20 protein-coding genes are annotated in these 20,556 nt (G+C 71.6%); 16 read left to right on the top strand and 4 right to left on the bottom strand.

Annotation, left to right across the window (positions count from 1 at the left end; all coding sequences use genetic code 11):
- The first annotated feature begins 84 nt into the window (after window positions 1-84).
- Window positions 85-966: a YceI family protein gene (locus R4Z63_RS10430; RefSeq protein WP_201773412.1), complete on the top strand. Its 882-nt coding sequence runs from the start codon at window positions 85-87 to the stop codon at window positions 964-966.
- A gap of 25 nt (window positions 967-991) precedes the next feature.
- On the opposite strand, the gene R4Z63_RS10425 is transcribed toward R4Z63_RS10430, so the two are convergent.
- Window positions 992-1,234 (bottom strand): hypothetical protein, encoded by a 243-nt coding sequence (locus tag R4Z63_RS10425; RefSeq protein WP_037924385.1) that lies wholly within the window; start codon window positions 1,232-1,234, stop codon window positions 992-994.
- A gap of 76 nt (window positions 1,235-1,310) precedes the next feature.
- On the opposite strand from R4Z63_RS10425, the gene holA reads away from it, so the two are divergent.
- Window positions 1,311-2,303 (top strand): DNA polymerase III subunit delta, encoded by a 993-nt coding sequence (gene holA / locus R4Z63_RS10420; protein WP_384451044.1) that lies wholly within the window; start codon window positions 1,311-1,313, stop codon window positions 2,301-2,303.
- A gap of 215 nt (window positions 2,304-2,518) precedes the next feature.
- Here holA and rpsT read toward each other — a convergent pair whose 3' ends face one another.
- Complete coding sequence (rpsT, locus tag R4Z63_RS10415; protein WP_030030523.1) at window positions 2,519-2,779, bottom strand: 30S ribosomal protein S20; 261 nt, start codon at window positions 2,777-2,779, stop codon at window positions 2,519-2,521.
- Between the two features lie 280 nt (window positions 2,780-3,059).
- On the opposite strand from rpsT, the gene lepA reads away from it, so the two are divergent.
- From lepA to hemW, 3 genes are all read left to right on the top strand, one after another.
- On the top strand, window positions 3,060-4,925 hold the full coding sequence (gene lepA / locus R4Z63_RS10410; RefSeq protein ID WP_037923804.1) for a translation elongation factor 4: 1,866 nt from the start codon (window positions 3,060-3,062) through the stop codon (window positions 4,923-4,925).
- Between the two features lie 234 nt (window positions 4,926-5,159).
- Window positions 5,160-7,052, top strand: a complete 1,893-nt coding sequence (locus tag R4Z63_RS10405; protein ID WP_384451048.1) for an AMP-dependent synthetase/ligase — start codon at window positions 5,160-5,162, stop codon at window positions 7,050-7,052.
- Between the two features lie 128 nt (window positions 7,053-7,180).
- On the top strand, window positions 7,181-8,413 hold the full coding sequence (hemW, locus tag R4Z63_RS10400; protein ID WP_384451051.1) for a radical SAM family heme chaperone HemW: 1,233 nt from the start codon (window positions 7,181-7,183) through the stop codon (window positions 8,411-8,413).
- A 226-nt stretch (window positions 8,414-8,639) separates the two neighbouring features.
- On the opposite strand, the gene R4Z63_RS10395 is transcribed toward hemW, so the two are convergent.
- Together R4Z63_RS10395 and R4Z63_RS10390 are read right to left on the bottom strand one after the other, a co-directional pair.
- Entirely contained in the window at window positions 8,640-9,455 is an 816-nt protein-coding gene (locus R4Z63_RS10395) for a DUF3097 domain-containing protein (protein ID WP_037923811.1), read from the bottom strand.
- A gap of 34 nt (window positions 9,456-9,489) precedes the next feature.
- Window positions 9,490-10,209: an MBL fold metallo-hydrolase gene (locus R4Z63_RS10390; RefSeq protein ID WP_384451054.1), complete on the bottom strand. Its 720-nt coding sequence runs from the start codon at window positions 10,207-10,209 to the stop codon at window positions 9,490-9,492.
- A 153-nt stretch (window positions 10,210-10,362) separates the two neighbouring features.
- Between R4Z63_RS10390 and hrcA the strand changes: the two genes are divergently transcribed.
- The 11 genes from hrcA (at window position 10,363) to R4Z63_RS10335 (ending at window position 20,512) form a co-directional block, all read left to right on the top strand.
- Window positions 10,363-11,379, top strand: a complete 1,017-nt coding sequence (gene hrcA / locus R4Z63_RS10385) for a heat-inducible transcriptional repressor HrcA (protein ID WP_037923815.1) — start codon at window positions 10,363-10,365, stop codon at window positions 11,377-11,379.
- A complete protein-coding gene (gene dnaJ / locus R4Z63_RS10380) occupies window positions 11,380-12,516 on the top strand; it encodes a molecular chaperone DnaJ (RefSeq protein ID WP_037923817.1) in 1,137 nt (378 codons plus the stop codon).
- A 157-nt stretch (window positions 12,517-12,673) separates the two neighbouring features.
- Complete coding sequence (locus tag R4Z63_RS10375) at window positions 12,674-13,765, top strand: nitronate monooxygenase (protein WP_384451058.1); 1,092 nt, start codon at window positions 12,674-12,676, stop codon at window positions 13,763-13,765.
- On the top strand, window positions 13,762-14,505 hold the full coding sequence (locus tag R4Z63_RS10370) for a 16S rRNA (uracil(1498)-N(3))-methyltransferase (RefSeq protein ID WP_037923821.1): 744 nt from the start codon (window positions 13,762-13,764) through the stop codon (window positions 14,503-14,505). Before R4Z63_RS10375 ends, R4Z63_RS10370 begins: the two co-directional genes overlap by 4 nt.
- 112 nt (window positions 14,506-14,617) lie before the next feature.
- Window positions 14,618-14,977 carry a histidine triad nucleotide-binding protein gene (locus R4Z63_RS10365; RefSeq protein ID WP_037923825.1) on the top strand — a complete coding sequence of 120 codons (360 nt, stop codon included), beginning with the start codon at window positions 14,618-14,620 and terminating at the stop codon, window positions 14,975-14,977.
- A 3-nt stretch (window positions 14,978-14,980) separates the two neighbouring features.
- Window positions 14,981-15,886 carry a ribonuclease Z gene (locus R4Z63_RS10360; RefSeq protein ID WP_384451063.1) on the top strand — a complete coding sequence of 302 codons (906 nt, stop codon included), beginning with the start codon at window positions 14,981-14,983 and terminating at the stop codon, window positions 15,884-15,886.
- Between the two features lie 179 nt (window positions 15,887-16,065).
- Entirely contained in the window at window positions 16,066-17,160 is a 1,095-nt protein-coding gene (locus R4Z63_RS10355) for a PfkB family carbohydrate kinase (protein ID WP_384451066.1), read from the top strand.
- A 149-nt stretch (window positions 17,161-17,309) separates the two neighbouring features.
- Window positions 17,310-18,350 carry a PhoH family protein gene (locus R4Z63_RS10350; protein ID WP_384451069.1) on the top strand — a complete coding sequence of 347 codons (1,041 nt, stop codon included), beginning with the start codon at window positions 17,310-17,312 and terminating at the stop codon, window positions 18,348-18,350.
- Window positions 18,351-18,363: 13 nt separating this feature from the next.
- Complete coding sequence (ybeY, locus tag R4Z63_RS10345; RefSeq protein ID WP_037923832.1) at window positions 18,364-18,861, top strand: rRNA maturation RNase YbeY; 498 nt, start codon at window positions 18,364-18,366, stop codon at window positions 18,859-18,861.
- Window positions 18,858-20,162, top strand: coding sequence for a hemolysin family protein (locus tag R4Z63_RS10340; protein ID WP_384451072.1), 1,305 nt, complete (start codon window positions 18,858-18,860; stop codon window positions 20,160-20,162). The genes ybeY and R4Z63_RS10340 overlap by 4 nt, the downstream gene beginning before the upstream one ends.
- Window positions 20,159-20,512 carry an MmcQ/YjbR family DNA-binding protein gene (locus R4Z63_RS10335; protein ID WP_384451075.1) on the top strand — a complete coding sequence of 118 codons (354 nt, stop codon included), beginning with the start codon at window positions 20,159-20,161 and terminating at the stop codon, window positions 20,510-20,512. The genes R4Z63_RS10340 and R4Z63_RS10335 overlap by 4 nt, the downstream gene beginning before the upstream one ends.
- Window positions 20,513-20,556 lie beyond the last annotated feature (44 nt).

Raw genomic sequence — 20,556 nt, 5'->3', positions numbered from 1 at the left:
CTGTTTGCCCACAACCCGACAGCATGATCGAATGCGTCTTCGCCAGAACGGTCCCAGTCCATACAGCACGGGGGTGCACACGTCATGTTCGGTCGCCGACGGGGGATGGAGTCGGCCGGAAGTTCCAGCCCGCACACATCCGCGACACTGACGCTGCCGCCGACGGCGCGTCTGCTCAGCTGCCGAGTCCTCGACACGGTCCACCGGCCCATCCGGCAGGCCGCGTTCGAGGTGACGGATCCGATCGGCCGCCGGATCGTCGGCGGCGAGACCGACCCGTTCGGCGGCTTCACCGCCACCGTTCCGGAAGGGGAGTACCGGCTCTCCGTCACCGCAGAGGGGTACACGCCGTTCCACGGGGTCACGCTCGTGGGAGACCCCGCGCAGCCCGGTACGGCGGAGATCGTCCTCGACGCGGTGGAGCCCCCGGTCCTGCCGCAGCCCGGTCACTGGGAGATCGACCCGACGCACTCGTCCATCGGTTTCACGGCCCGCCACATCGGCCTGGCCCGCATCAACGGGCGCTTCAACACGTTCGCCGGGGCGGTGCGGATAGCGGACCGCATGGAGGACTCCTCCATGCACGTGATCATCGATGCTGCGAGCATCGACACCGGGGTGCGGCTGCGCGACGACCACCTGCGGTCGGGCGACTTCCTGGACGCGGCCCGCCACCCCACGGTGGAGTTCTACAGCGAACGCTTCATGCACCGCAGCGGCAGCCGCTGGGCCGTTGCCGGTGCGCTGACCCTGCACGGAGTGAGCCGGTCCGTGACCCTGGACACCCAGTACCTGGGCCTCGGGACGGGCATGGAGGGTGAGGTGCGGGCGGCCTGCCGGGCCACCGCCGAGCTGCACCGCGAGGACTTCACCCTCAACTGGCAGTCGATGCTGGCGCACGGGATCGCGGCGATCGGGTCCAGCGTGGACATCACGCTGGACGTCCAGATCGTGCACAAGGCCTGACCTCCGGCCCCGGCCCGGGCGGGGCTCAGGGGGCCTCCAGCCAGCCTTCGTACTCGGCGGCGAGGCCGTCCAGAGCAGTGGCGTCGAGCCGTTCCCGCGGATCCTCGACGACGACCAGCCATTGGGCGTCCTCGGCGTCGTCCTCGCCGGCCAGCGCGTCGCGTACCAACTGCGGCTCCTCCGGGAGACCGAAGCGGTCGACGGCCTCCTGGGCCACCTCCTCGGCGGCGTCGCGGTCGGGCAGGACGAGTACATGTCGCACGTTCACCGGGCCATTGTCGAACACCCGGTGGAGGGGGCCGGGGCGCGGGGGGCTGTCAGCGCGGCGTGGGATGCTGGAGGCGATGGCCACCAGGAAGAACTCCACCGACGATCCCCTCGCCCCGATCACCCTCGCGGTGGGGCAGGAGGAACTGCTGCTCGACCGCGCCGTGCGGGAGGTGGTGGCGGCCGCCCGGGCCGCCGACGCCGACACAGACGTCCGCGACCTCACCTCCGACCAGCTCCAGCCCGGCACCCTGGCCGAGCTGGCCAGCCCCTCGCTCTTCTCCGAGCGCAAGGTGCTGGTCGTGCGCAACGCGCAGGACCTCTCCGCCGACACGGTCAAGGAGGTCAAGGCCTACCTCGCCGCGCCCTACGAGGAGATCACGCTGGTCCTCCTCCACGCGGGCGGAGTCAAGGGCAAGGGCCTCCTGGACGCCGCCCGCAAGGCGGGCGCCCGGGAGATCGCCTGCCCGAAGATGACGAAGGCGGCGGACCGGCTCGCCTTCGTGCGGGGCGAGTTCCGCACGCTGGGCCGGTCGGCCACCCCGGAGGCGTGTCAGACGCTGGTCGACGCGATCGGCAGCGACCTGCGGGAGCTGGCGAGCGCCGCGGCCCAGCTGTGCGCGGACGTCGAGGGAACCATCGACGAGGCCGTCGTCGGCCGCTACTACACCGGGCGCGCCGAGGCATCCAGCTTCACGGTCGCCGACCGTGCGGTCGAGGGGCGCGCGGCCGAGGCCCTGGAGGCCCTGCGCTGGTCCCTGGCCACCGGTGTGGCGCCGGTCCTGATCACCAGTGCGCTGGCCCAGGCGGTCCGCGCCATCGGCAAGCTCGCCGCAGCACCGCGTGGGGCCCGCCCCGGGGACCTGGCCCGTGATCTCGGCATGCCACCGTGGAAGATCGACCGGGTCCGCCAGCAGATGCGGGGCTGGTCGGCGGACGGCGTCGCGGACGCCCTGCGCGCCGTGGCCGCCGCGGACGCGGGCGTCAAGGGCGGGGGCGACGATCCCGAGTACGCCCTGGAGAAGGCGGTCGTCGCGGTGGCCCGCGCGGCCCGCCCCCAGCGCCGCTGACCGCCGGCCCTGCCCCGCCCGTCCCGCTTTCCTGCCCGGGCTGCGCGAAGGCCCCGGTCGTCACCCTGGGGAAGGGGGACGACCGGGGCCTTCGGTCACTGCTCGGTTGCTCCGCACCCGCGTGGCGAACGCTTCGTGTGCGGAGCGGGTTGCCGGTCAGGAGCGGGAGAGAGGGCCCGCTGGGTCCCTTCCGGCGATCACATCGAGTGCGGAACTCAGATGGCGGCAACCTTGGAGGCCAGCGCCGACTTCTTGTTGGCGGCGGCGTTCTTGTGGATGACACCCTTCGAGACGGCCTTGTCCAGCTTCTTGGAAGCCAGGCGGGCCGCAGCGGTGGCCTTCTCCGCGTCGCCGGCGAGGATGGCCTCGTTGGCCTTGCGGATGAAGGTGCGCAGCTCGGACTTGACCGACTTGTTGCGAAGGCGAGCCTTCTCGTTGGTCTTGTTCCGCTTGATCTGGGACTTGATGTTCGCCACGAAAGAGCCTTTTCAGGTTCAGGGGTTGATCTTCGGATGGTGTCCCTCCCCCGGACTTCGTCCAGGGTCCCCCTGGTGAGAGGGCATGCGAGACACAGCTGCCCAGGCTACCAGGCACGCTCCCGGCGGCCCAAACCGAGCGCACTGCCCCGTCCATGGGACCATGGGAGCCTGCGTATGGACCGACATCGTGCCGCCGAGAGCGACCGGAGCCGGGCCGTCCGCTGCGACCGACGCTCCGAAGACGCTTCCGACTGCGACCCGAGAATCAGGACACTGCGTGCCCGCGATCCCCAGCCACGTGCCCGAGCCGAGCCGTACCGACCCGGCGCTGATCCGCAACTTCTGCATCATCGCGCACATCGACCACGGCAAGTCGACCCTTGCCGACCGGATGCTCCAGCTCACCGGTGTCGTCGATCAGCGGCAGATGCGCGCCCAGTACCTCGACCGCATGGACATCGAGCGTGAGCGCGGCATCACGATCAAGTCCCAGGCGGTGCGACTGCCCTGGGCGCCCACCACGGGCGAGGGTCAGGGCAGCACCCACATCCTCAACATGATCGACACCCCTGGGCACGTCGACTTCACCTACGAGGTCTCGCGCTCGCTCGCCGCGTGCGAGGGCACGATCCTGCTGGTGGACGCCGCCCAGGGCATCGAGGCGCAGACCCTCGCCAATCTGTACCTGGCGATGGAGAACGACCTCGCGATCGTCCCGGTCCTCAACAAGATCGACCTGCCGGCCGCCCAGCCGGAGAAGTTCGCCGAGGAGCTCGCGAACCTGGTCGGCTGTGACCCCGACGACGTGCTGCGCGTCTCGGCCAAGACCGGTATGGGCGTCGACGCCCTGCTGGACAAGGTCGTCGCCACCGTCCCGGCCCCGGTCGGCGTCAAGGACGCCCCCGCCCGCGCGATGATCTTCGACTCGGTCTACGACTCGTACCGCGGTGTCGTGACGTACGTCCGTGTGGTCGACGGCCAGCTCAACAAGCGCGAGCGCATCAAGATGATGTCCACCGGCGCCACCCACGAACTGCTGGAGATCGGTGTCTCCTCCCCGGAGATGACCCCGGCCGACGGCATCGGCGTCGGCGAGGTGGGCTACATCATCACCGGCGTGAAGGACGTCCGCCAGTCCAAGGTCGGTGACACCATCACCAGCCTGAACAACGGCGCGACCGAAGCCCTCGGCGGCTACAAGGACCCGAAGCCGATGGTCTTCTCGGGCCTCTACCCGCTGGACGGCTCCGACTACCCCGACCTGCGCGAGGCCCTGGACAAGCTCCAGCTCAACGACGCCGCGCTGGTCTACGAGCCCGAGACCTCGGCGGCGCTGGGCTTCGGCTTCCGCGTCGGCTTCCTCGGCCTGCTCCACCTGGACGTGGTCCGCGAGCGCCTGGAGCGCGAGTTCGGCCTCGACCTGATCGCCACCGCGCCCAACGTGGTCTACCGGGTGGTCCTGGAGGACGGCAAGGAAGTCACCGTCACCAACCCGAGCGAGTTCCCCGAAGGCAAGATCAAGGACGTCTTCGAGCCGGTCGTCCGGGCCACCGTGCTCGCCCCGACCGAGTTCATCGGTGCGATCATGGAGCTGTGCCAGCAGCGCCGCGGCACCCTCCTCGGCATGGACTACCTCTCCGAGGACCGCGTCGAGATCCGCTACACCCTCCCGCTCGCCGAGATCGTCTTCGACTTCTTCGACCAGCTGAAGTCCAAGACGCGCGGCTACGCCTCCCTCGACTACGAGCCCACCGGCGAGCAGGCCTCCAGCCTGGTCAAGGTCGACATCCTGCTGCACGGCGACAAGGTCGACGCCTTCTCCGCCGTCTGCCACAAGGACGCCGCCTACGCCTATGGCGTGCGCCTCGTCGCCAAGCTGCGCGAGCTGATCCCGCGGCAGGCCTTCGAGGTGCCGGTCCAGGCCGCGATCGGCTCCCGCGTCATCGCCCGCGAGACCATCCGCGCCATCCGCAAGGACGTCCTCGCCAAGTGCTACGGCGGTGACATCTCCCGCAAGCGGAAGCTGCTGGAGAAGCAGAAGGAAGGCAAGAAGCGCATGAAGATGGTCGGCTCCGTGGAGGTCCCGCAGGAGGCCTTCATCGCCGTCCTCTCCAGTGACGAGTCCGGCGGCAAGAAGAAGTAGCCGTCCCTCCGTCACCCGGCGTACACAGGCCCCCGCGCATCGGCGCAGGGGCCTGTTTCGTTATGAACCGGCCGCTCACTGGCTCTTACGCGCACGCCGGAGGCGCTCTAGGCTGATCACTGCTCAACGGTTACTCGTCAGTTTAAAAAGTCAGCGGCTGCAAACCCGCCAGTCCCAAGCGCACCCAGCGCCCCACGCCCACGCTCTGCCGCGTGGACCGGTCCGGAGGATGTCGTGAGCGACACACAGACCTATCTCGAGAACCGCCCGCCCACCGTGGCGGTGCTCTTCCGTGAGCGCGTCGCCGCGACGCCGAACGACGAGGCCTACCGGTATCCGGTGCCGGCGGCCGGCGGCCAGGGCGCACCGGACGACTGGAAGTCCCTGAGCTGGAGTCAGGCCGCCGACCGGGTCTTCGCCATCGCGGCCGGGCTGATCTCCCTCGGCCTCGAAACGGAACAGCGTGTGGCGCTCGCCTCCAACACCCGGGTGGAGTGGATCCTCTCCGACCTCGGTGTGATGTGCGCCGGCGGCGCGGTCACCACGATCTACCCCAGCACCAACGCGGACGAGTCGGCGTTCATCCTCGCGGACTCCGAGAGCCGGGTGCTCATCGCCGAGGACGCGAAGCAGTTGGCGAAGGCGCGCGAGCGCCGCGCCGACTTGCCGGGCCTGCGCCACGTCGTGGTCCTGGACGCCGACGACGCGGTCGCCGTCGAGGGTGACCCGGAGGGCTGGGTGCTCTCGCTGGCCGAGCTGGAGGAGAGAGGCAAGGAGCACCTCACCAAGCACCCCGGGGCCGTCGACGAGCGCATCGCGTCCATCACCTCCGACCAGCTCGCCACCCTCATCTACACCTCCGGCACCACCGGCCGGCCCAAGGGCGTGCGCCTGCTGCACGACAACTGGTCGTACCTCGCCAAGGCCATGGTCGCCACCGGCCTGATCGGCAAGGAGGACGTCCAGTACCTCTGGCTGCCGCTGGCCCACGTCTTCGGCAAGGTGCTGACCTCCGGCCAGATCGAGGCCGGTCACGTGACGGCCGTCGACGGCCGCATCGACAAGATCATCGAGAATCTGCCGGTCGTGCAGCCCACCTACATGGCCGCCGTCCCGCGCATCTTCGAGAAGGTCTACAACGGCGTGGCCGCCAAGGCCCGGGCCGCCGGCGGCGCCAAGTACAAGATCTTCCAGTGGTCCGCCGGCGTCGCCCGCGAGTACGCCAGGGTCACGCAGGACAACTACCGCCGCACCGGGCGGGCGACCGCCCCCCTCGGCCTCACCACCAAGCACAAGATCGCCGACGCGCTCGTCTACTCCAAGCTCCGCGACGCCTTCGGCGGGAAGCTGCGCGCTGCCGTGTCCGGTGCCTCGGCCCTGGCCCCCGACATCGGCTTCTTCTTCTCCGGCGCGGGCATCCACATCCTGGAGGGCTACGGCCTGACGGAGTCCAGCGCGGCCTCCTTCGTCAACCCCGGCGAGGCGTACCGCACCGGCACGGTCGGCAAGCCGCTCCCCGGCACCGAGGTCCGCATCGCCGACGACGGCGAGGTCCTGCTGCGCGGCCCCGGCATCATGGAGGGCTACCACGGGCAGCCGGACAAGACCGCCGAGGTCCTGGAGTCCGACGGCTGGCTGCACACCGGCGACATCGGCGAGCTGTCGCCCGACGGCTACCTGCGCATCACCGACCGCAAGAAGGACCTGATCAAGACCTCGGGCGGCAAGTACGTCGCCCCGGCCGAGATCGAGGGCCAGTTCAAGGCGATCTGCCCGTACGTGTCGACCATCGTCGTGCACGGCGCCGACCGGAACTTCTGCTCGGCGCTGATCGCCCTCGACGAGCCGTCGATCCTCGGCTGGGCGGCCGAGAACGGGCTGGAGGGCCGCACGTACCAGGAGGTCCTGGCGGCGCCGGAGACCGACCGGCTGATCGAGACCTACGTCCAGACCCTGAACGAGGGCCTCCAGCGGTGGCAGACGGTCAAGAAGTTCCGGATCCTGCCGCGCGACCTCGACGTCGAGCACGGCGACCTCACGCCCAGCCTGAAGCTCAAGCGGCCGGTGGTCGAGCGTGAGTTCAAGCACCTGATCGAAGAGATGTACGAGGGAGCCCGCGAGGCCTGACGCCCGCCGCGGGCCCGGCGGTGCGGGGCGTCGGCCCGCACCCCACGCCCCGCCCCACGGCCGCCGGTGCGCCGGCGGCCGTGGGGCGGGCGGGCAGGGCGGGCTGCCGCGTGCGGGATGATGGGGGTATGCCTTCCGCACTCCCCGACGGTGAACCCATGCCCGAAGACGGCTCGCTGCCGTCGCACGCCCTGGCGGGCGCGGGGGAGCGGCCGCTCGGGTTCTACCTGCACGTCCCGTACTGCGCCACACGCTGCGGGTACTGCGACTTCAACACCTACACGGCGACCGAGCTACGGGGCACGGGAGGCGTGCTCGCCTCCCGCGAGAACTACGCCGCCACCCTGATCGACGAGGTCCGGCTCGCACGGAAGGTGCTCGGCGACGACCCGAGGTCCGTCCGCACCGTCTTCGTCGGCGGCGGCACGCCGACGCTGCTGCCCGCCGGGGACCTCGTACAGATGCTCGCGGCGATCCGGGACGAGTTCGGCCTGGCCGACGACGCCGAGATCACCACGGAGGCCAATCCGGAGTCCGTGGACCCGGCCTACCTGGCGGAGCTGCGGGCCGGCGGCTTCAACCGGATCTCGTTCGGCATGCAGAGCGCCAAGCAGCACGTCCTGAAGGTCCTGGACCGCACCCACACACCCGGGCGCCCCGAGGCGTGCGTGGCGGAGGCCCGCGCGGCGGGCTTCGAGCACGTCAACCTCGACCTGATCTACGGCACCCCGGGCGAGACGGACCAGGACTGGCGCGACTCCCTCGCCGCCGCCCTCGGGGCCGGCCCGGACCACGTCAGTGCCTACGCGCTGATCGTCGAGGAGGGCACCCAGCTGGCCCGCCGGATCCGCCGCGGCGAGGTCCCCATGACGGACGACGACGTCCACGCCGACCGCTACCTGATCGCCGACGAGGTCATGGCCCAGGCGGGGTACTCCTGGTACGAGGTGTCGAACTGGGCCACCTCGGACGCCGGGCGCTGCCTGCACAACGAGCTGTACTGGCGCGGCGCCGACTGGTGGGGCGCCGGACCGGGGGCGCACTCGCATGTGGGCGGGGTGCGCTGGTGGAACGTCAAGCACCCCGGTGCCTACGCCGCCGCCCTCGCCGAGGGGCGCTCCCCGGGGGCGGGGCGCGAGCTGCTCTCGGCGGAGGACCGCCGCGTGGAGCGGATCCTGCTGGAGCTGCGCCTCGTGGACGGCGTCCCGCTGTCCCTGCTCGCCCCGGCCGGTCTGGCCGCTTCCCGCAAGGCCCTCGCCGACGAGCTGCTGGAGCCGGACCCCTACGAGGCCGGGCGGGCCGTGCTGACCCTGCGTGGGCGGCTGCTGGCCGACGCGGTGGTGCGGGACCTGGTGGACTGATCACCCGCCGGGGTGAAGACCACCGGATCCTCGTTCGGACTGCCGCGCCGTCCCCGGGCCGCCGCCGACCCGTCGTCGCGCAGTGCGTCCCGCTGACGATCCCGGCCGGTCGGGGTAACGACGCCGTGGACCGCTCCCGGCCGGTCTCGGAGTGCGGCGAGCCGCTGCCGCCGGAACTGCTCGCCATCGAGCTGGACACGAGCGACTTCGGAAACCTTCGACGGCGTCAGGCCCCGCCGTCACCCGTGACGAAGTCGATGAGCTCCTCCACGCGGCCCAGCAGGGTCGGCTCCAGGTCCTTGTAGGAGCCCACCCGGGACAGGATGTGCTGCCAAGCGGCCCCGGTGTTCTCCGGCCAGCCCAGGGCGCGGCAGACGCCCGTCTTCCAGTCCTGGCCGCGCGGGACCACCGGCCATGCGGCGATGCCCAGCGCCGAGGGCTTCACGGCCTGCCAGACGTCCACGTACGGATGGCCGACCACCAGCACGTCGGGCGAGGTGGCGGCGACAGCGGCGGCGATACGGGACTCCTTCGAGCCCGGCACCAGGTGGTCCACCAGCACCCCCAGCCGGGCGTCCGGCGCCGGACCGAACTCCGCGACCACCGCGGGGAGGTCGTCGACGCCCTCCAGGTATTCGACCACGACGCCCTCGATGCGCAGGTCGTCGCCCCAGACCCGCTCCACCAGCTCGGCGTCGTGGCGGCCCTCCACGTAGATCCGGCCCGCCCGGGCCACCCGCGCCCGCGCGCCGGGGACGGCGATCGACCCCGATGCCGTCCGGGCCGGCGCCGACGGGCCCCGCGACGGGCGGACCAGGGTGACCACCGCGCCGTCCAGCAGGAAGGCCCGCGGCTCCATGGGGAACACCCGGCGCTTGCCGAACCGGTCCTCCAGGGTCACCGTCCCCGCCTCGCAGGCCACCACCGCGCCGCAGAAGTCCGTACCCGCCACCTCGACGACCAGGTCCGGGTCCGCGGCGACCTCCGGGACGGCCTTGGGGCGCTTCCACTGCGGGGTCAGGTCGGGGGAGTACTCGCGCATCCGGTCGACACTAGGAGAGCGGTGGCCCTCCCCGCTACGACACGCCGGAACGGGCCGCCAGTGTGGCGCGTTGCGCACGCACGAACCGCGCGTCGACCACTGCTCCGTGACCGGGTACGTACAGTGCGTCCTCGCCGCCCAGCGCCAGGAGCCGGTCCAGGGCCGCGGGCCACTGCCGCGGCACGGCGTCCGGGCCGGCCACCGGCTCGCCCGATTCCTCGACCAGGTCCCCGCAGAACACGGTCTCGCGGTCACCCGCGACGAAGACGGCCAGGTCGTGTCCGGTGTGCCCGGGCCCCACGTTGGCCAGCAGCACCTGCACCCCGCCCAGGTCCAGCGTCCACTCGCCCGACACCTGGTGGCCGGGCAGCACCAGGCGGTCCACCGCCTCGCTCGCCTCCGCCTGCGCGAGCCCGTGCCGCACCGCGTCCCGGCGCAGCTCCTCGCGGCCCGTGGCGAGCAGCGCGGCCAGCCCGACCGCGCCGAAGACCTGGGCCCCGGGGAAGGCGGACGCGCCCAGGACGTGATCGAAATGACCGTGCGTGAATGCGATATGGGTCACGCTCCGGCCCGTCAGTCGCTTGGCCTCGGCCCGCACCTCGGTGCCCTCGCGCACGCACGATCCGGGGTCGACGAGGAGGACGGACCCGTCCCCCACCACCAGTCCCACCGTGCAGTCCCACACCGGCAGACGCCGCCGGCCGGTCCTTGCGGTGAGCCGTTCCCAGCCCGCCTCTTCCCAATGCACGTCCATGCCGCGACGCTACCCTGGCGGGCCTCCCTTGCCACGGTCTCACCACCCGGCCGTACACTGAGCGGGGGATCTCTGGCACTCGAACGCACAGAGTGCCAACGAACGGCAGAACACGGCAGAACACGGCAACGGATCAGGCTGGAGGTGTGCGCGATGCTCAGCGAACGCAGACTCGAAGTGCTGCGCGCCATCGTCCAGGACTACGTCGGGACGGAGGAGCCGGTCGGCTCCAAGGCGCTCACCGAGCGGCACCGGCTCGGCGTCTCGCCCGCCACCGTGCGCAACGACATGGCGGTGCTGGAGGAAGAGGGCTACATCGCCCAGCCCCACACCAGCGCCGGCCGGATCCCCACCGACAAGGGCTACCGCCTCTTCGTCGACAAGCTCGCGGGGGTCAAGCCGCTGTCGACGCCCGAGCGTCGCGCCATCCAGAACTTCCTCGACGGGGCCGTCGACCTCGACGACGTCGTCGGCCGTACGGTGCGGCTGCTCGCGCAGCTCACCCGTCAGGTCGCGGTCGTGCAGTACCCCAGCCTGACCCGGTCGACCGTCCGGCACGTGGAGCTGCTCTCGCTCGCCCCCGCGCGGCTGATGCTCGTACTGATCACGGACACCGGGCGCGTCGAGCAGCGGCTCGTCGACTGCCCGAGCCCCTTCGGCGAGGCCTCGCTGGCCGACCTGCGGGCCCGGCTCAACAGCCGGGTCGTCGGCCGGCGCTTCACCGATGTCCCCCCGCTCGTCCAGGACCTCCCCGAGTCCTTCGAGGCCGAGGACCGGGGCACGGTGTCCACCGTGCTCTCGACGCTCCTCGAAACCCTGGTCGAGGAGGCGGAGGAGCGGCTGATGATCGGCGGTACCGCCAATCTCACCCGCTTCGGACACGATTTCCCCCTGACGATCAGGCCGGTGCTGGAGGCGCTGGAGGAGCAGGTCGTGCTCCTCAAGCTCCTCGGCGAGGCCAACGAGTCGGGAATGGCCGTAAGGATCGGGCACGAGAACGCCTACGAGGGGCTCAACTCCACGTCGGTCGTCTCGGTCGGTTACGGTTCGGGCGGCGAAACCGTCGCCAAACTCGGCGTGGTCGGACCGACCCGCATGGACTACCCCGGAACGATGGGAGCGGTACGCGCAGTGGCACGTTACGTCGGACAGATCCTGGCGGAGTCGTAAGTGGCCACGGACTACTACGCCGTTCTCGGCGTGCGCCGCGACGCATCGCAGGACGAGATCAAGAAGGCCTTCCGGCGCCTCGCGCGTGAACTCCACCCGGATGTGAATCCGGACCCGAAGACGCAGGAGCGCTTCAAGGAGATCAACGCGGCCTACGAGGTGCTGTCGGACCCGCAGAAGAAGCAGGTCTACGACCTCGGCGGCGACCCGCTGTCCTCCTCGGGCGGCGGCGGAGCCGGCGGATTCGGGGCGGGCGGCTTCGGCAACTTCTCCGACATCATGGACGCCTTCTTCGGCCAGGCCTCGCAGCGCGGACCGCGCTCGCGGACCCGGCGCGGCCAGGATGCCATGATCCGCCTCGACCTGGAGCTGGACGAGGCGGCCTTCGGGACGACCAAGGACATCCAGGTCGACACGGCCGTCGTCTGCACCACCTGCTCCGGTGAGGGCGCGGCCCCCGGGACCTCGGCGCAGACCTGCGACATGTGCCGTGGACGCGGTGAGGTCTCCCAGGTCACCCGGTCCTTCCTGGGCCAGGTCATGACCTCGCGCCCCTGCCCCCAGTGCCAGGGCTTCGGCACCGTCGTCCCGACCCCGTGCCACGAGTGCGCGGGCGACGGCCGGATCCGCTCCCGCCGCAGCCTCACGGTCAAGATCCCGGCCGGTGTGGAGAACGGCACCCGGATCCAGCTCGCGGGCGAGGGCGAGGTCGGCCCCGGCGGCGGCCCCGCCGGCGACCTGTACGTGGAGATCCACGAACTGGCGCACCCGACCTTCCAGCGGCGCGGGGACGACCTGCACTGCACCGTCACCATCCCGATGACGGCGGCCGCGCTCGGCACCAAATGTCCGCTGGAGACGTTGGACGGCCTGGAGGAGATCGACATCCGGCCCGGCACCGGGTCTGGCCAAGCGATCCCGCTGCACGGGCGCGGCGTCACCCACCTGCGCGGCGGCGGGCGCGGAGACCTGATCGTCCACGTCGAGGTCACCACCCCGACCAAGCTGGACGCCCAGCAGGAGGAACTGCTGCGCCAGCTGGCGAAGCTGCGCGGTGAGGAGCGGCCCATGGGCCAGTTCGCGCCGGGCCAGCAGGGCCTCTTCAGCCGTCTGAAGGATGCTTTCAACGGTCGCTGACCGCACGGCGGACGCCGCTTTCGAGCCCGGTCCGGGGACACCCCGGGCCGGGCTCTTCGCGTGCCCGCGAGGCCGGCCGTCCGCCCGCCGGGAACGGGACTATGCCAGGCGAATGCGGTGATTCGGCGCCCTGGGCGGGACGTGGCACGATGCAGCCATGTCCACCGCCGCGAACGGTCTCTCCCTCCATCCGATCGTGCAGGCTCCCATGGCCGGCGGCGCTTCCTGCCCGCCGCTCGTCGCCGCCGTGTGCGAGGCGGGCGCGCTGGGTTTCCTGGCCGGCGGCTACAAGACCGCCGACGGGATGTACCAGGAGATCAAGCAGGTGCGGGCGCTCACCCGGCACCGCTTCGGCGTCAACCTCTTCATGCCACAGACCGGGTACGTCGACCCGGCCGCGGTGGAGGCGTACCGCGGGCAGCTGGCCGGCGAGGCCAGCTGGTACGAGATCTCGCTCGCCGAGGAGGACGTCATCGGCACCAGCGACGACGGCTACGACGCCAAGCTCGCCATCCTGCTGGAGGACCCGGTCCCGGTCGTGTCGTTCACCTTCGGCTGTCCCGCCCCCGAGGTCCTCGCCGCCCTGCGCAAGGCCGGGACCCACACCATCGTCACGGCGACCTCCGCCGAGGAGGCCCGCAGCGCCCAGCGGGCGGGCGCCGACGCCGTGTGCGTGCAGGGCGTCGAGGCGGGCGGCCACCAGGGCACCCACCGGGACGACCCGCAGACGGACGGCACGGCGGCGGTCGGACTGCTGGCGCTGGTGGCGCAGGTACGGGAGGCGGTCGCCCTGCCGATCGTCGCCGCGGGCGGGGTCATGCGCGGCGCGCAGATCGCCGCCCTGCTGGCGGCCGGCGCGGCGGCGGCGCAGCTCGGGACGGCCTTCCTGGCGTGTCCGGAGTCGGGCGCCGACCCCGTGCACAAGAAGGCGCTGACCGACCCGCTCTTCGTCCGGACGGAGCTGACCCGGGCCTTCTCCGGGAGGCCGGCGCGGGGGCTGGTCAACCGTTTCGTGCGGGAGCACGGCCCCTACGCCCCGGCCGCCTACCCCCAGGTCCACCACCTGACCTCGGGGCTGCGCAAGGCGGCCGCGGCGGCCGGCGACCCGCAGGGCATGGCCCTGTGGGCGGGCCAGGGGCACCGGCTCGCGCGGGCGCTGCCGGCGGCGCAGCTGGTGGAGGTACTGGCGGCCGAACTGGCGCAGGCACAGGCGATGTTGAAGGAAATGAAGATGAGGAGTGCGTCATGACGGCCCCGGTGTTCGTGGTCGAAGAGGTCCCCGCGGGGGCGGAGTTCGTCCTGGACGGCCCGGAGGGCCGGCACGCGGTGTCCGTGAAGCGGCTGAACCCGGGTGAGCAGGTGGTCCTGACGGACGGCCGCGGCGGCTGGGCGGAGGCGGTGGTCGAGGCGGCCGAGGGCAAGGACCGACTCGTCGTGGCGGTCGCCGCCGCCGGGCGGGAGGAGGAGCCCGCGCTGCGCATCACCGTGGTCCAGGCCCTGCCCAAGGGGGACCGGGGCGAGCTGGCCGTCGAGACCATGACCGAGACCGGCGTGGACGCGATCGTGCCCTGGCAGGCCTCGCGCTGCATCACGCAGTGGCGTGGCGACCGCGGGGCCAAGTCCCTCGCCAAGTGGCGGGCCACGGCCCGCGAGGCGGGCAAGCAGTCCCGCCGGGTCCGCTTCCCGGAGGTGGCCGAGGCCCTGTCCACGAAGCAGGTCGCGGCGCTGCTGGCGGACGCCGATCTGGCGATGGTCCTGCACGAGGACCGCGACACCCCCTCGCAGGCCCTGGCCACGGCCGAGCTGCCCGTCACCGGCTCCGTCGTCCTGGTGGTCGGCCCGGAGGGCGGGGTCTCCCCGGAGGAGCTCGCGGTCTTCGCCGCGGCGGGGGCGCACCCCTACCGCCTGGGCCGTTCTGTCCTGCGGACCTCCACGGCCGGCACCGCGGCCGTGGCGGTCCTGCTGGCCCGGACCGGACGCTGGGCCTGATCAAACGCTGGGCCTGACGGGACGCTGGGCCTGACCGGCCGGAACGCACGCCCGCCGCCGGCCCCGGCTGGATACGATGCCCAAACCGATCAACGTCACGGGAGGGTGCGCAATGGCCGGGGAACCGCAGGCCGACTGCCTGTTCTGCAAGATCGTCGAGGGGTCCATCCCGGCGACCGTGGTCCGGGAGACCGAAACCACCGTCGCCTTCCGGGACATCAACCCGCAGGCGCCCACACACGTGCTCGTCATCCCCAAGGTGCACTACCCCGACGCCGCGTCGCTCGCGGCCGCCGAGCCGGGCGTCGCCGCCGACATACTGCGTGAGGCCGCACGGGTCGCCGCCGACGAGAAGATCGACGACCACGGCTACCGGATCGTCTTCAACACCGGCTCCGGGGCCGGCCAGACCGTATGGCACGCCCACGCGCACGTCCTGGGCGGCCGCGGCCTCCAGTGGCCCCCGGGATAGCGCGTGTCCGTCAGGGAGTTCGTGGTGCTGGGCACCGCCAGCCAGGTGCCCACCCGCCACCGCAACCACAACGGCTACCTGCTGCGCTGGGACGGCGAGGGCATCCTCTTCGACCCGGGCGAGGGCACGCAGCGGCAGATGCTGCGTGCCGGGGTGGCCGCGCACGACATCAACCGGATCTGCATCACCCATTTCCACGGTGACCATAGCCTCGGCCTCGCCGGGGTGATCCAGCGGATCAACCTCGACCAGGTCCCGCACCCGGTCGCCGCGCACTACCCGGCGTCGGGGCAGAAGTTCTTCGACCGGCTCCGGTACGCCACGGCCTACCGCGAGACCGTGCCGATCCGCGAGGAGCCGGTGGCCGCGGACGGAACCGTGGCGCATGGGGTCTCCTACGTCCTGGAGACCCGGCGGCTCTCGCACCCGGTGGAGTCCTTCGGCTACCGGATCACCGAGCCCGACGGGCGCCGGATGGTGCCCGAACTGCTCGCCCGGCACGGGATCAAGGGCCCCGACGTGGGCCGGATCCAGCGGGACGGGCACCTCGGCGGCGTCACGTTGGAGGAGGTCAGCGAGCCACGGCCCGGGCAGCGCTTCGCGTTCGTGATGGACACCCGGCTCTGCACCGGTGTGACCGAGCTCGCCGAGGGCTGCGACATGCTGGTGATCGAGTCGACCTTCCTCGACGAGGACGAACGGCTGGCCACCGACCACGGGCACCTCACCGCCGGCCAGGCGGCGCGGGCGGCGCGGGACGCGGGTGTACGGCACCTCGTGCTGACGCACTTCTCGCAGCGCTACACCGACCCGGCCGCATTCGAGCGCCAGGCCCGGGCGGCGGGTTTCGAGGGCGAACTCACCGTGGCCGCGGACCTGACGCGGGTGCCTCTGCCGAAGCGGGGCTGACACGGGCGGCCCCGGGTGGCACGGTGCCCGGGCTCGACCCTCCGCGGCTCCCCGAGCATGGGCCGCACGGCACGTTGTGGGTGATCTGCGCCACACTGGGTTTGGATCCCGCCCCGGGTGGGGATGCCTCGCAGATTTCACCGAGAAACGGCCCTTCGAGATCAACAGGGGAGACCACCGTGACCAGTCGGGACCCTGACAGCCGCACCGCAGCCGTGGACCCGCTCGGTCCGCTGCGCGACCCGGAGGACCCGGGCTGCGACGTCTTCCTGACCGGTACGGTCTTCCTCGACATCATCTTCACCGGCCTGGACTCGGCACCGGTCCGCGGTACGGAGTCCTGGGCGCGCGGCATGGGTTCGAGTCCCGGCGGCGTCGCCAACATGGCCACCGCCCTGGCCCGGCTGGGTCTGCGCACCTCGCTGGCCGCTGCCTTCGGCGACGACCACTACGGGGAGTACTGCTGGGACGCCCTGGAACAGGGCGAGGGCATCGACCTGTCCATGTCCCGGACCGTCCCCGGCTGGCACAGCCCCGTCACGGTCTCGATGGCCTACGAGGGCGAGCGCACGATGGTCTCGCACGGCCACGAGGCCCCGCCGCCGGCCGGCTCCGGGCCCTTCCCGCAGTGCCCGCCGAGAGCCCGCGCCGCCGTGGCATCCCTGGGGCCCGGCCGCGGCGAGGAGTGGATCGGCGAGGCGGCCCGGCGCGGTTCGCGCGTCTTCGCGGACGTGGGCTGGGACGAGAGCGGGCGGTGGGACCTGGGGGCCCTGGCCGACCTGGAGCACTGCGAGGCCTTCCTGCCGAACGCGGGCGAGGCGATGCGCTACACGCGCACCGACTGTCCGCGGGCGGCGGCCCGGGCACTCGCCCGGAAGGTGCCCATCGCGGTGGTGACCATGGGCGCGGAGGGCTCGTACGCGGTCGACGGACGTACCGGGGAGAGTGCGCACGTCCCCGGGATCGCCGTGGAGGCACTGGACCCGACGGGAGCGGGCGACGTCTACGTGGCGGGCTTCGTCACCGGCACCCTGGCGGGCTGGCCGCTGGCGGACCGGCTGGCCTTCGCCGGGCTGACCGCAGCCCTGTCGGTCCAGGAGTTCGGAGGGTCGCTCTCCGCCCCCGGCTGGCCCGAAGTGGCCCACTGGTGGCGGGCCGCCCCGCACGCGCTGCGCGGCCGCTACGGCTTCCTGGACGACCTGATCCCGCCGGCCGCGACCCCGGCCGCCCGGCGCCGGGCCGTGCCGACCATCGGTTTCCGGCACTCCGCGTAGCCGGCGGACCGCGGAGCCCGCCCGGCGGCAGGGGAGGGGCCGAAAACCTCTCGGGGACGGCGCGGCGGCGACGTACGCTTGGTACTCCGGAGGCCGCCGATCGGCGCGGCCCCTCAGCGGGAGGTGTGCGCAGGCCACAGTGCCGGCCCATGACTCAGACATCGACAGCCCACATCCCCGCGCCGGGGCAGGCGCGAGCGCACTTCACCGTACCGGCGACGCACCCGATGGTGACGGTGCTGGGCTCGGGCGACGTCCTGTTGCGCGTGATCGAGAAGGCCTTCCCGAAGGCCGACATCCATGTTCGGGGCAACCAGGTCAGCGCGATCGGGGAAGCGGCGGAAGTCGCTCTGATCCAGCGACTGTTCGACGAGATGATGCTGGTGCTCCGCACCGGGCAGCCGATGACGGAGGATGCAGTGGAACGCTCGATCGCCATGCTCAAGGCGAGCGCGAACGGCGACGGCGACGGGCCCGAGACGCCCGCCGAGGTGCTCACCCAGAACATCCTCTCCAACCGCGGCCGCACCATCCGCCCCAAGACCCTCAACCAGAAGCGGTACGTCGACGCGATCGACAAGAACACGATCGTCTTCGGCATCGGCCCCGCCGGTACCGGAAAGACCTACCTCGCCATGGCCAAGGCGGTCCAGGCCCTCCAGTCCAAGCAGGTCAGCCGGATCATCCTGACCCGGCCCGCCGTCGAGGCGGGGGAGCGGCTCGGCTTCCTGCCCGGCACCCTCTTCGACAAGATCGACCCGTATCTGCGCCCGCTCTACGACGCGCTGCACGACATGCTCGACCCCGACTCGATCCCGCGGCTGATGGCGGCGGGCACGATCGAGGTCGCGCCGCTCGCGTACATGCGCGGCCGCACGCTCAACGACGCGTTCGTGGTCCTCGACGAGGCCCAGAACACGACCACCGAGCAGATGAAGATGTTCCTGACCCGGCTCGGCTTCGACTCGAAGATCGTGATCACCGGTGACATCACCCAGATCGACCTCCCCGGCGGGGCCAGGAGCGGTCTGCGCCAGGTCCAGGAAATCCTCGACGGGGTACCGGACATCCACTTCTCGAGGCTCACGTCCGAGGATGTCGTCCGGCACAAGCTGGTCGGCCGTATCGTCGACGCGTACGAGAAGTACGACGACGGCCAACAGGCCGCCAACGGCTACCAGCGGAAGTAGAACCCAGCGCACCATGTCGATCGACGTCAACAACGAGTCCGGAACCGAGGTCGACGAGCACGCGATCCTCGACATCGCCCGTTACGCACTCACCCGGATGCGGATCCACCCGCTCTCGGAGCTCTCCGTCATCGTCGTCGACGAGGACGCCATGGAACAGCTCCACATCCAGTGGATGGACCTGCCGGGCCCGACCGACGTCATGTCCTTCCCGATGGACGAGCTCCGTCCGCCGTCGAAGGACGACGAGGAGCCCCCGCAGGGGCTCCTCGGCGACATCGTGCTCTGTCCCGAGGTCGCGAAGAAGCAGGGCGAGGAAGCCCCGACGCAGCACTCCATGGACGAGGAGCTCCAGCTCCTGACCGTCCACGGAGTGCTGCACCTGCTCGGCTACGACCACGAGGAGCCGGACGAGAAGGCCGAGATGTTCGGCCTCCAGGCGGCTATCGTGGACAGCTGGCGCGGTGAGCGCGGGCTGACCGGCCCGTCCCCGGCCCCCACCGTCTCGTGAGCGCCCCGCAACTGATCACCGGCGCGGTGCTGCTGGTGGTCGTGGCCTGGTTCGCGGCGTGCGCGGAGTCCGGCATCGCCCGCATCTCGATCTTCCGCGCCGAGCAGGCCGTACGGGAGGGCAGGCGCGGCAGCGAGAAGCTCGCCCAGGTCGCCGGCGACCCGACCCGCTATCTCAACGTGGCGCTGCTGGTCCGGGTCACCTGCGAGATGGCGGCCGGGGTCCTCGTCACCTACGTCTGCCTCGACGAGTTCGGCGAGAACTGGACCGCGCTGCTCGTGGCCATCGCCGTGATGGTGCTGGTCTCCTTCGTCGCCGTGGGCGTCTCCCCCCGCACGATCGGCCGCCAGCACCCGCTGAACACGGCGACCGCGGCGGCCTACGTCCTGGTACCGCTCGCCAGGATCATGGGGCCGATCCCGCAGCTGCTGATCCTCGTCGGCAACGCGCTCACCCCCGGCAAGGGCTTCCGCAAGGGCCCCTTCGCCTCCGAGGCCGAGCTGCGGGCGATGGTCGACCTCGCCGAGAAGGAGTCGCTCATCGAGGACGACGAGCGCCGCATGGTGCACCAGATCTTCGAGCTCGGTGACACCCTCGTGCGCGAGGTGATGGTGCCGCGCACCGACCTGGTCTGCATCGAGCGCTACAAGACGGTGCGTCAGGCGACCACCCTCGCCCTGCGGTCCGGCTTCTCGCGCATCCCGGTCACCGGGGAGAACGAGGACGACATCGTCGGGATCGTCTACCTGAAGGACCTGGTCCGCAAGACGCACATCAACCGGGAGTCCGAGGCCGACCTGGTGTCGACGGCGATGCGGCCGGCCGTCTTCGTTCCGGACACCAAGAACGCGGGCGATCTGCTGCGCGAGATGCAGCAGGTGCGCAACCATGTGGCCGTCGTGATCGACGAGTACGGCGGCACGGCCGGCATCGTCACCATCGAGGACATCCTCGAGGAGATCGTCGGTGAGATCACGGACGAGTACGACCGGGAGCTCCCGCCGGTCGAGGACCTGGGCGAGGACCGCTACCGGGTCACGGCGCGCCTGGACATCACCGACCTCGGTGAACTGTTCAAGGTCGAGGCCTTCGACGACGAGGACGTCGAGACGGTCGGCGGGCTGCTGGCGAAGGCGCTGGGCCGGGTGCCGATCGCGGGTGCCTCGGCCCTGGTCGAACTGCCCGACGGCCGTCCCCTGCGGCTGACGGCCGAGGCTCCGGCGGGCCGGCGGAACAGGATCGTGACGGTACTGGTGGAACCGGTCGCCGCGGCGGAGGCCGCGGGGGAGGAGGGGGAATGACCCCGGAGCAGCTGCGGGAGTTCTGTCTGGGCTTCAACGCGGCGGTGGAGGAGTTCCCCTTCACCCCGGAGACCTCGGTGTTCAAGGTGAGGGGCAAGATGTTCGCGCTCAGCCGGCTGGACGCCGAGCCGCTGACGGTCAACCTCAAGTGCGAGCCGGAGCTGGCGGTGCGGCTCCGCGAGGAGCACGAGGCGATCGCGCCGGGCTACCACATGAACAAGCGGCACTGGAACACGGTCACCGTGGGCGGGATTCCCGACGCGATGCTGCGCGAGCTCGTCGAGGACTCCTACGACCTGGTGGTGGCGGGGCTGCCGCGGGCGGAGCGGCTGAAGCTCGACCGGCCCTGATCCGGGCCCGGTCCCGGCCGCGGCGGGGGCGTTGCGCGCCCTGG

Source organism: Streptomyces sp. PL-29, from assembly GCF_058344425.1.
The sequence above is the reverse complement of the archived record's forward strand: the minus strand, read 5'-3'. Positions and strand labels throughout refer to the sequence as shown.